The sequence below is a fragment of the Microbacterium sp. genome, assembly GCF_030149085.1.
GTDB lineage: Bacteria > Actinomycetota > Actinomycetes > Actinomycetales > Microbacteriaceae > Microbacterium.
In genome coordinates this window covers 1-2434 of record NZ_JASBSF010000050.1, presented here as the reverse complement: position 1 = coordinate 2434, position 2434 = coordinate 1, and the positions used below count along the sequence as shown (strand labels likewise).

The window sequence follows — 2434 nt, the reverse complement described above, 5'->3', positions numbered from 1 at the left end:
GTCGGAGAATGCAACGTCAGCCGTGCCCGAGATGAGCTCGGCGGCACCGGTCGAAGGACCAGGCGTGAGGGTGACCTCGTCGAAGCCTGCATCGGTGTAGTAGCCGTTCTCCATGGCGAAGAAGTCGCCGGCGAACTCTTCGTTCTTGATCCAGCTGAGCTGAACGGCAAGGGTGCCGAAGCCTTCCGCAGCGTCGCCGCTGCTGGATTCAGCCGGGGTGGACTCGCCACCGCTGGCGCAAGCGCTCAATGCGAGCGCCGACACGGCGACGGCTGCGACGGCCATGGCTGACCGGCGCACGATTCGGGAGGAAAGAGATGTCATGTGCTGCGTCTCCTGATTGCGGATGAATGGGACACTCGGTGACGCACGACTACGGGACTCGTCGGGTCGTCGAGTCCGACCGTACGAGATGTAGATTTCATGAACACTCGCCGGACTGTTTCGTCCGCGTTACCGAATGCGCGGAAGCGGCGAACAGCTGCGTGATGCAGGCAGCGCGCTCAGCGAGGCACGACGGTACCGGCGCCGGGTGCGCAGGCGATGCCCTCTTCCGCGCCCGGCTGTGACCTCGGCACGTCGGGTGTTGACAGTGCGGGATGCACTGGCCCGGTCGCGTCCCGCAGAGCTTCACCGCGTCCACCCGAGCGCACCATCACGATCTCGGCCAGGATCGACAGCGCGGTCTCCTCAGGGGTGCGACCTCCGAGTGCGAGGCCGATCGGGGAGCGCAGGCGTTCGGCCTCGGCATCCGTCACCCCGGCCTCGCGCAGACGGCGAGCGCGGTCGTCGTGCGTGCGGCGACTGCCCATCGCGCCGACATACCCGGCGGGGCTGCACAGCGCTACCGACAGCGCGGGCACGTCGAACCGCGGGTCGTGGGTGAGGACGCAGATCGCCGTACGCGCATCGATCGGAGTGCGCGCGAGGTAGTCGCGAGGCCATTCGTGCACGACCTCGTGCGCGTCGGGAAAGCGCGCGGGGGCAGCGAACGCGTCCCGCGGGTCACAGACAGTGACCTCGAATCCGGATGCCGCGCCCAGCCTGCTGAGGGCGACGGAGAACTCGACAGCCCCGATGATGATCAGGCGTGGTGCATGCGGGAACGGGACGCCGAGCACCTCGAGCGGGTCGACGTCAGTTCCATACCGCAGGGTGAGGGCGTGGTCATCTGTGCGAAGGCGCGCGAGGTCGGCGACGAGAGCGCGACGGATGCCGGGATCGGTCACTGCGGCGGCATCCACGCTCTCGCGGGCAAGCAGAAGCTCACCGGTGCCGGGTCCGGCCGTGAAGATGCCTAGCGCGCACGGCTCGCGCCGCAGGATGGCGGCGTGAAGGTCGGTGATCGCCGCAGCTGCCGGCGTGCCAGGAAGAACGGGGAGCACCAGGACGTCGATGACGCCGCCGCAGCTCAGGCCCGCCTCGAACGCGGTCTCGTCAGAGATGCCATAGCGGACGCGGGTGGACTCGCCAGTCTCGATCGCCTGGACACATAGGTCGTGCACGTCGCCGTCGACGCAGCCTGCCGAGACGTTGCCGAAGACGACGCCATCGGCATCCACGATCATCGCGGCACCGAGTTCGCGCGGCGAGCTCGCCTGTGCCGACACGAGCACCGCGAGCCCGAACTGACGCTCCTCGGCGACCCAGGCCGCAGCCGAATCGAGGATCTCTCGCATGCTCACCTCCCGGACTCCTGCCTATCATCCGGGTGTTTCTTCGAGATTGCGACAGCCGCGTCAGGCCGAACGCCGGGCCGAACGTCGGTGGCGCGGCGTAGCCTCGGGGCGTGAACCGCACCCTGCTGACCGAGCGCCTGCGCGCCGTGGATGATCAGCTCGCGCGGCTCGACGCAGATGCCGCGTCCTTGCGCGCCGACCGCGCTGACGCGACAGCCGACGACGAGCACGACCCGGAGGGGTCAACGCTCTCGGGCGAGTGGCAGCGCGTGGAGGCACTCCGGGACGCGGCGGTGCGCGACCGCGCAGCGGTGATCGATGCGCTGGAGCGCGTGGACGCGGGCACATACGGCAGCTGCATCCGGTGCGGGCAGCCGATTCCGGCGGCGCGGCTGGAGGTCATGCCGACGGCGACGATGTGCGTCCCGTGTGCCTCGGCATAGCGCTGGTCACTCGGGCGTGAGCGGCTTAGCGCGGATGGCCGAACGTCGCAGCGCGCGCCGGCAGGTCAGCGTGGATGCGGGCTGACGCCTCGGCGGCGAGCGGGTTCGTCGACACGCCGTTCTCGCTCGCGAGCACTCCACCGACGTAGACCTGGCGGAGGTTGCGCAGGCTCATCGAGAGCACGTACGTGCGCACGGGGTGCCACAGCGGGCCGACATCCGGAGTGCGGGGGTCGACGACGACGAAGTCGGCGAACTTGCCGACCTCGAGACTGCCGACGCGGTCGGCAACGCCCAGAATCTCGGCGCCGC

At 69.3% G+C, this 2434-nt stretch carries 3 protein-coding genes and 1 pseudogene; 1 reads left to right on the top strand and 3 read right to left on the bottom strand.

The window, feature by feature from the left end:
* Positions 1-324 (bottom strand): annotated as a pseudogene (locus Q1V87_RS02065) (twin-arginine translocation pathway signal protein); the annotation flags it as partial.
* Positions 325-503: 179 nt separating this feature from the next.
* On the bottom strand, positions 504-1679 hold the full coding sequence (locus Q1V87_RS02060; RefSeq protein ID WP_300590639.1) for an XdhC family protein: 1176 nt from the start codon (positions 1677-1679) through the stop codon (positions 504-506).
* A gap of 110 nt (positions 1680-1789) precedes the next feature.
* Between Q1V87_RS02060 and Q1V87_RS02055 the strand changes: the two genes are divergently transcribed.
* Complete coding sequence (locus tag Q1V87_RS02055) at positions 1790-2122, top strand: TraR/DksA C4-type zinc finger protein (RefSeq protein ID WP_300590638.1); 333 nt, start codon at positions 1790-1792, stop codon at positions 2120-2122.
* A gap of 25 nt (positions 2123-2147) precedes the next feature.
* Here Q1V87_RS02055 and Q1V87_RS02050 read toward each other — a convergent pair.
* The coding region (locus Q1V87_RS02050; protein ID WP_300590637.1) for an amidohydrolase family protein at positions 2148-2434 on the bottom strand (287 nt) is incomplete at its 5' end.

Bases quoted from the DNA above. Each gene is read 5' to 3' on its own strand.
- Q1V87_RS02060 (WP_300590639.1), bottom strand. From the start codon at position 1,679: ATGCGAGAGATCCTCGATTCGGCTGCGGCCTGGGTCGCCGAGGAGCGT.